The organism is Aquabacterium sp. UBA2148 (genome assembly GCF_002328915.1).
GTDB classification, from domain to species: Bacteria; Pseudomonadota; Gammaproteobacteria; order Burkholderiales; family Burkholderiaceae_C; genus Aquabacterium; species Aquabacterium parvum.
In genome coordinates, this window is sequence record NZ_DCXA01000310.1 from 1 (window position 1) to 6,951 (window position 6,951).

Consider the following 6,951-nt stretch of genomic DNA (forward strand, 5'->3'; position numbering starts at 1 on the left):
GCTGGCCCGAGCCGAGCGGCAGATCACCGCGCAGGCCGAGCGCGTGATGCGCGTCGACGACCTGCTGCGCGAGAACGCCCGCTTGCGGGCCCTGCTGGAATTGCGCCCCCGCCTGGACGTGCCCAGCACTTCGGCTGAAATCCTCTACGCCACCCAAGACCCGTACACCCGCAAGGTCGTCATCGACCGGGGCGCGGCACACGCCGTTGGGCTGGGCTCGCCCGTGATCGACCCGGCCGGTGTCATCGGGCAGGTCACGCGCGTCTACCCGCTGACGTCCGAGGTCACCCTGGTGACCGACCAGGATGCGGCCGTGCCGGTTGTCAATGTGCGCACCGAGCAGCGCGGCGTGGCCTACGGCCTGCCGCAGTCGCGCGGCATGGAGTTGCGCTTCATGGCCGGCAACGCCGATGTGCAGGTGGGCGATCGCCTCGAAACCTCGGGCCTGGATGGGGTCTACCCGCCCGGCTTGCCCGTTGCCCAGGTGGCCCGCATCGACCGACGTGCCGATTCGGCCTTTGCCCGCATCGTGCTGACCCCGCTGTCCAACCCCGAGAGCAGCCGCCACGTGTTGCTGCTGCAGACCACCGGTCATGGGTTGGAAGGCCCCGCTCAGGCCCCGGCGCCGGGGGTGCCAGCGGCCGCTGCCGACGCGCCCAGCGTGGCTTCCGCGGCCAACGTGGCCGCTGCATCGGCTGCTGCGGCAGCCGCCCGTGCACACGCCCGCGTTGCCGGGCACGCTGCCTCTCACCCCGCATCGGCCGCTCAGGCGGTCGTCGGGCGTGGCGCGGCATCACCTGGCGCAAGCCAGGGTGCCAGTGGCGCGGCCTCCGCCAGCAAGCCAGGAGGCCGCCCATGATGCCCCGTGGCAACGAGCTGTTGCTGCCGGTCAACCCGGTCTTCATCTGGTTCTCGCTCTTGCTGGCGCTGGGCCTGAACCTGCTGCCCTGGGGCCGCTGGCCGGGTGTGCCCGACTTCCTGGCCGTGGCCCTGGTGTTCTGGAACGTGCACCAGCCACGTCGCGTGGGTGTGGGCGTGGCGTTCTTCTTCGGGCTTTGCATCGATGTGCACCAAGGCGCGCTGCTCGGGCAGCATGCCTTGGCCTACACGCTGCTGAGCTTCTTTGCCATCACGGTGCATCGCCGCCTGTTGTGGTTCACGGTGGGCTCGCAAGCCTTGCAGATCCTGCCCCTGTTTGCCGCCGCGCACGTGGTCGCGCTGCTGGTGCGCATGCTCGCCGGGGCGAGCTTCCCGGGCTGGGGCCTGCTGTTGGCGCCGGTCTTCGAGTCGATGCTGTGGCCGCTGGTCACCACGGTCCTGCTGGCGCCTCAGCGGCGCCCGCCCGATCGCGACAAGAACCGGCCGCTGTGACGCGCAGCCCATGACCGAGCTCAAGAACCTCGAACAGGAGCTGGGCCGCTTTCGCGCCCGCTTGTGGGCTGCGGCCGGTTTCGTGCTGTTCTGTTTCGGCCTGCTGGCCTTTCGCCTGGTGGTGCTGCAGGTGGTGCGCCACGACGACCTGGCCAACCGCGCCGAGGCCAACCGCGTGGCCGTCGTGCCGATCGTGCCCAACCGGGGCCTGATCGTCGACCGCAACGGTGTGGTCCTGGCCAACAACTACTCCGCCTACACGCTCGAGATCACACCGTCCAAGGTCGACGACGTCGAGGCCACCATCAACGCCCTGGCCGAGATCGTCGACATCCAGCCTCGTGACCGCCGCCGCTTCAAGCGCCTGCGCGAAGAGTCCAAGAGCTTCGAGTCCATCCCCATCCGCACGAAGCTCAGCGACGAAGAGGTGGCGCGCTTCATCGCCCAGCGCTACCGTTTCACCGGGGTCGACATCCAGGCGCGCTTGTTCCGCCACTACCCGTATGGCGAGCTGGCGAGCCACGTGCTGGGCTACATCGGCCGCATCAACCAGCGCGAGGCGCAGGCCATGGACGACTGGCCTGAAGAAGAGCAGGCCAACTACCGGGGCACCGAGTACATCGGCAAGCTGGGCATCGAGCAGAGCTACGAGCGCGAGCTGCACGGCATCACCGGCTTCGAAGAGGTCGAGACCAGCGCGGGCGGCCGGGCCGTGCGCCGCTTGCGCTCGAACCCCGCCACGCCGGGCAACACGGTGCACCTGTCGATCGACATCCGCCTGCAGGGCCTGATCGAGCGGCTGTTTGGTGACCGCCGCGGCGCGCTGGTGGCGATCGACCCGCGCAACGGCGAGGTGCTGGCCTTCGTCTCCAAGCCCACGTTCGACCCCAACCTGTTTGTCGACGGCATCGACAGCGAGAACTGGAAAGAGCTCAACGAAAGCGCCGACAAGCCGCTGCTCAACCGCGCGTTGCGTGGCACCTACCCGCCAGGCTCGACCTACAAGCCCTTCATGGCCCTGGCCGCGCTCAATGCCAACAAGCGCCGCCCCGACACCATCATCATGGACAACGGCGTGTTCGTCTTTGGTGGCCACCGGTTCCGCAGCCCCGAGAACGAACGTGGCGGTGCGATGAACATGCGTCGCGCCATCGTCGAGTCCAGCAACGTCTACTTCTACACCCTGGCCAACGAGATGGGCGTGGACCTGATCCACGAGCAGATGTCGCAGCTGGGTTTCGGGCGCCTGACGGGCATCGACCTCAAGGGCGAGGTCACAGGCATCCTGCCGTCCACCGACTGGAAGCGCAAAGCCTACCGGCGCCCGGAGCAGCGCAAGTGGTATGCGGGCGAGACCATCTCGCTGGGCATCGGCCAGGGCTACAACACCTTCACGATGCTGCAGATGGCCTCGGCGCTGTCCACCGTGGTCAGCGACGGGCAGCGTTTCCAGCCGCGCGTGGTGCGCGAGATCGAAAACGTGGTCACGCGCGAGCGCATGATCCCGGTGCGCGAGGCGATCGACTCGCTCCCGCTCAAGCCCGAACACACCGCCCTGATCCGCGAAGCCATGTTCGGCGTGACGCAGGAAGGCACGGGCACACGCGTGTTCGCGGGGGCCGGCTACCTCAGTGGTGGCAAGACGGGCACGGCCCAGGCCGTGGGCCTGCGCCAGAACGAGAAGTACGTGGCTTCGCGCGTGGATGAGTACAAGCGCGACCACTCGCTCTACGAGGCCTTCGCCCCGGTGGACAACCCGCGCGTCGCCCTGGCGGTGATCGTCGAGAACGCCGGCTTTGGCGCCATGGCCGCTGCGCCGATTGCCCGGCGCGTGCTCGATTACCTGCTGCTGGACATCTACCCCAGTGAAGAGGACATCGCGTTGGTTCAACAAAGCCGTGCGTCGGCCCCGGTGGGTGTGGCGCGCAAGGCCTCCGAGGTGCCCCTGCCCAAGGGCACCGATGCCTTCGGTGCCGATGTGAGCGGGCCGACCGCGCCGGCCGTGCCGAGTGCGCCCAGTGCGCCCAGCGCGCCAGCTGTACCCGCCGCCCCTGCGGTGCCCGCTCCGCCTCCCGCGTCTGCTGCCACTGCTGCCACCGCTGCGGCCGCATCGACCGCCTCCAGCCCGAGGGGCACACCATGAACATCGCTTTCGAGAAGCCGTCGCTGCTTCAGCGCATCAAGCCCATCTTCCAGGGCTTTGACCTGCCGCTGGTGTGCATCATCCTGTACATGTGCCTGCTGGGCCTGGCCAACATGTACTCGGTCGGCTTCGACCATGGCACGCGCTTCATGGACCACAGTCGCAACATGCTGCTGGGCGCCGGGGTGCTGTTCCTGGTGGCGCAGGTGCCGCCGCAGCGCCTGATGGCGATTGCCGTGCCGCTCTACACCATTGGCGTGGTGCTGTTGATCGCCACGGCGATCTTTGGCATCACCAAGAAGGGCGCGACGCGCTGGCTCAACATCGGCATCGTCATCCAGCCCTCCGAGATCGCCAAGATCGCCGCGCCGCTGATGCTGGCCTGGTGGTTCCAGCGCCGAGAGGGGCAGTTGCGCACGCCCGACTTCCTGGTCGCGGGTGGGCTGCTGCTGCTGCCTTTTGCGCTGGTGCTCAAGCAGCCCGACCTGGGCACCTCCATGCTGGTGCTCACCTCGGGGCTGTACGTCATCTTCTTTGCTGGCCTGAGCTGGAAGCTCATCGTGCCGACCCTGTTGGCCGGGGCGCTGGGCGTGAGCCTGATCGTGGGTTTTCAGGACGACCTGTGTCAGCCCGGCGTGAAGTGGGTGGGCCTGCACGACTACCAGAAGAACCGCGTCTGCACGCTGCTGGACCCGACCTCCGACCCGCTGGGCAAGGGCTTTCACATCATCCAGGGCATGATCGCCATCGGCTCTGGCGGGGTGGCGGGCAAGGGCTTCATGCAGGGCACGCAGACGCACCTGGAGTTCATCCCCGAGCGCACCACCGACTTCGCCTTCGCGTCCTACTCCGAAGAGCACGGGCTGTTCGGCAACGCCTTGCTGATGATCGGTTTCCTGGCGCTGATCTACCGGGGGCTGTACATCGCCTCGCAGGCGCCCACGCTGTTCTCGCGCCTGCTGGCGGGCAGCCTGTCGCTGAGCTTTTTCACCTACGCCTTCGTCAACATGGGCATGGTCAGCGGCATCTTGCCGGTGGTGGGTGTGCCGCTGCCGTTCATCAGCTACGGCGGCACGGCCATGGTCACGCTGGGCCTGGCGCTGGGGTTGCTGATGTCGATCGCCAAGAGCCGCGGGCTCATGCAGCGGTGATGCGTTCGGTTGCGGCTGATCCGTCTCAAGCCCTTGGCCCTCGCGCCGCGCTAGGATGCGCGACATGAACCGAGCCGCTTCTGCTTCCTCTTTCGCCCCGAATACCGCCATCCGGCACGATGCGCTGGACCGCGTCATCTTGAGCATCGACAACGCCCTGCGCACCTCGTTGGGCTCGCACGTGGCCACTCGGCCCTGCCCGCGCCCGGAGGGGGGCGGTGAGGCCCCGGCTTTGACGGCCGAAGAAAAGCGCCTGTCGGCTGCGTTGATGCGCGTCAACCACGTGGGCGAGGTGTGCGCGCAGGCGCTCTACGCCTCGCAGGCCTGGGGAACCAACGACGCGGTGCTCAAGGCTCAGTTTGACGCTGCGGCGGCCGAAGAAACCGACCACCTGGCCTGGACGGAGCAACGCCTCAAGGAGCTGGGCGGGCGCACCAGCCTGCTTAACCCGCTGTGGTACGCCGGCGCTTTTGCCATCGGGCTGGTGGCCGCGAAGGTGGGTGATCGTCACAGCCTGGGCTTTGTCGTCGAGACCGAGCGCCAGGTCGAAGCGCACCTCAACAGTCACATGGACAAGCTGCCCGCGGCCGACGCCGCCTCGCGCGCCATCGTGGCGCAGATGCGGGACGACGAGGTGGCTCACGCGGACGCGGCCGAGAAGGCCGGTGGGGTGCCGCTGCCGGCGCCCGTGCGTGGCCTGATGAAGCTGGCCGCCAGGGTCATGACGACCACGGCGCACCGCATCTGAGCGCAGCCCTGGCGTCGCGGGAGCGACGATCGAGCTGCGGTCGCGCTGCGATCAGGCGGCGATCACCTCGAAGCTGGTGGTGATCTCGGCGGTCTTGCCGATCATGATCGAGGCCGAGCAGTATTTCTCGTGCGACATCTGGATGGCGCGTGCCACGGCGGTGTCGGGGAGGTTCACGCCAGTCACGACGAAGTGCATGTTCACTTTCGTGAAGACCTTGGGATCGACTTCGGCGCGGTCGGCCGTGATCTTGACCTGGCAGCCGCGCACGTCGTGGCGGCCTCGCTTGAGGATCAGCACCACGTCGTAGGCCGTGCAACCACCGGTGCCGGCCAGCACGGTTTCCATGGGGCGGGGCGCGAGGTTGCGGCCACCGCCTTCAGGGGCGCCGTCCATGTTGATGATGTGGCCGCTGCCGGTTTCAGCCATGAAGGCCATGCCGGAGGCAGGCTGCCAGTTGATGGTGCATTCCATGAGGGTTCCTTGGGACGGGTGCAGCGGTGGGGGCGCCGTCGCCCCTGCGCGAGCCGCAGATTGTCCCCGATCCCGGCGGGAGCGGTTTCACCTAGGGGTTAGCCCTGAAAAACAGGGTCAAGAAGCGACTTTCTGTTGCATGTTTTGCAGCCGCGCGATACAAATCGTTTCAGACCTGTGGAGCTTTCGCATCAGGGCGGTGTCTCACAGGGGCTTGTTTCGTTTTTTCTCTCCACTCACCTCGTTCAGGGTGACATTTCAGAACCCGAGGCCGCTTGCGGCGCTCGGGTTTTTTTTGTCTGGCGCTTTGTCCAACGCGTCTTCCGGCGCGTCCTCCGGCGCTTTTCCCGGCGCTCGGTGCGGCCGGTTGGAAACCTTGCCTGCGAGCCGGCTCAAGCCCCGCCTGGCGGCGGCGCGTTGCGCGCTTTCGCTGCCATTTCTTCGCGCAGCCGCCGCAGCTTCTCTCGTGGGTCTTCCTTGGGGCCGCCTTCGCCGAGCTTCATCTCGGCCACGAAACGGCTGGGCGTGGCCTGCACGTAGTCTCGGCCCTTCTTGCGGCGCTTGAGCACGCTCACGCTCAGGCTCAGCCGTGCGCGGGTGATGCCCACGTACATCAGGCGGCGTTCCTCTTCGACCTGCTGCGGCGTCATGTCTTCTTCGTCGCGGCAGAAGGGCAGGATGCCTTCGTTGGTGCCGGCCAGCACCACGTGAGGCCACTCCAGGCCCTTAGAGGCGTGCAGGGTCGACAGCACCACGGCATTCTGGTCGGACTCGCGCTCGGCCAGCGAGGTGATCAACGCGATGGTCTGCGCCACCTCGATCACGCTGCGGCGCTCGCTCTCGGTGGTCATGCCACCGTCGGCCTCGATTTCGCCACCGCAGCGCTTGGCCACCCAGTCGATGAAGTCGAGCACGTTGGTCCAGCGGGCCTGGGCCACTTTTTCGTTTTCTTCGTTGTCGTAGAGGTGCTGCTCGTAGCCGATGTCTTTGAGCCATTCGAGCAGCAGCTCCTTGGCGCCCTCGCCACCGTAGGTCTGGCGGGCCTTGTATTCGAAGTCGTTGAT

At 67.3% G+C, this 6,951-nt stretch carries 6 protein-coding genes and 1 pseudogene; 5 read left to right on the plus strand and 2 right to left on the minus strand.

Translation table 11 applies throughout. The annotated features are described in order from the left end of the window. From mreC to coq7, 5 genes are all read left to right on the plus strand, one after another. The coding region (gene mreC, locus B2W70_RS17055; protein ID WP_286747623.1) for a rod shape-determining protein MreC at positions 1-859 on the plus strand (859 nt) is incomplete at its 5' end. Continuing rightward, a complete protein-coding gene (mreD, locus tag B2W70_RS17060; RefSeq protein WP_286747624.1) occupies positions 856-1,371 on the plus strand; it encodes a rod shape-determining protein MreD in 516 nt (171 codons plus the stop codon). The genes mreC and mreD, both read left to right, overlap by 4 nt. Positions 1,372-1,381: 10 nt before the next feature. Further along, entirely contained in the window at positions 1,382-3,514 is a 2,133-nt protein-coding gene (gene mrdA, locus B2W70_RS17065; protein ID WP_286747625.1) for a penicillin-binding protein 2, read from the plus strand. Further along, on the plus strand, positions 3,511-4,665 hold the full coding sequence (rodA, locus tag B2W70_RS17070; RefSeq protein ID WP_286747627.1) for a rod shape-determining protein RodA: 1,155 nt from the start codon (positions 3,511-3,513) through the stop codon (positions 4,663-4,665). Before mrdA ends, rodA begins: the two co-directional genes overlap by 4 nt. Before the next feature lie 64 nt (positions 4,666-4,729). Beyond that, the gene (gene coq7, locus B2W70_RS17075; RefSeq protein WP_286747628.1) at positions 4,730-5,413 is read left to right on the plus strand and encodes a 2-polyprenyl-3-methyl-6-methoxy-1,4-benzoquinone monooxygenase; all 684 of its coding nucleotides are present in this window, start codon (positions 4,730-4,732) and stop codon (positions 5,411-5,413) included. A gap of 51 nt (positions 5,414-5,464) precedes the next feature. Here coq7 and B2W70_RS17080 read toward each other — a convergent pair whose 3' ends face one another. Both B2W70_RS17080 and B2W70_RS17085 read right to left on the minus strand, forming a co-directional pair. After that, positions 5,465-5,887 (minus strand): OsmC family protein, encoded by a 423-nt coding sequence (locus tag B2W70_RS17080; protein ID WP_058087598.1) that lies wholly within the window; start codon positions 5,885-5,887, stop codon positions 5,465-5,467. A 392-nt stretch (positions 5,888-6,279) separates the two neighbouring features. Next, positions 6,280-6,951 (minus strand): annotated as a pseudogene (locus B2W70_RS17085) (3'-5' exonuclease); the annotation flags it as partial.

Excerpts from the sequence above, each read along its gene's own strand:
- mrdA (WP_286747625.1), top strand. The coding sequence starts at position 1,382 with ATGACCGAGCTCAAGAACCTCGAACAGGAGCTGGGCCGCTTTCGCGCC.
- rodA (WP_286747627.1), top strand. The coding sequence starts at position 3,511 with ATGAACATCGCTTTCGAGAAGCCGTCGCTGCTTCAGCGCATCAAGCCC.
- mreD (WP_286747624.1), top strand. The coding sequence starts at position 856 with ATGATGCCCCGTGGCAACGAGCTGTTGCTGCCGGTCAACCCGGTCTTC.
- coq7 (WP_286747628.1), top strand. The coding sequence starts at position 4,730 with ATGAACCGAGCCGCTTCTGCTTCCTCTTTCGCCCCGAATACCGCCATC.
- B2W70_RS17080 (WP_058087598.1), bottom strand. The coding sequence starts at position 5,887 with ATGGAATGCACCATCAACTGGCAGCCTGCCTCCGGCATGGCCTTCATG.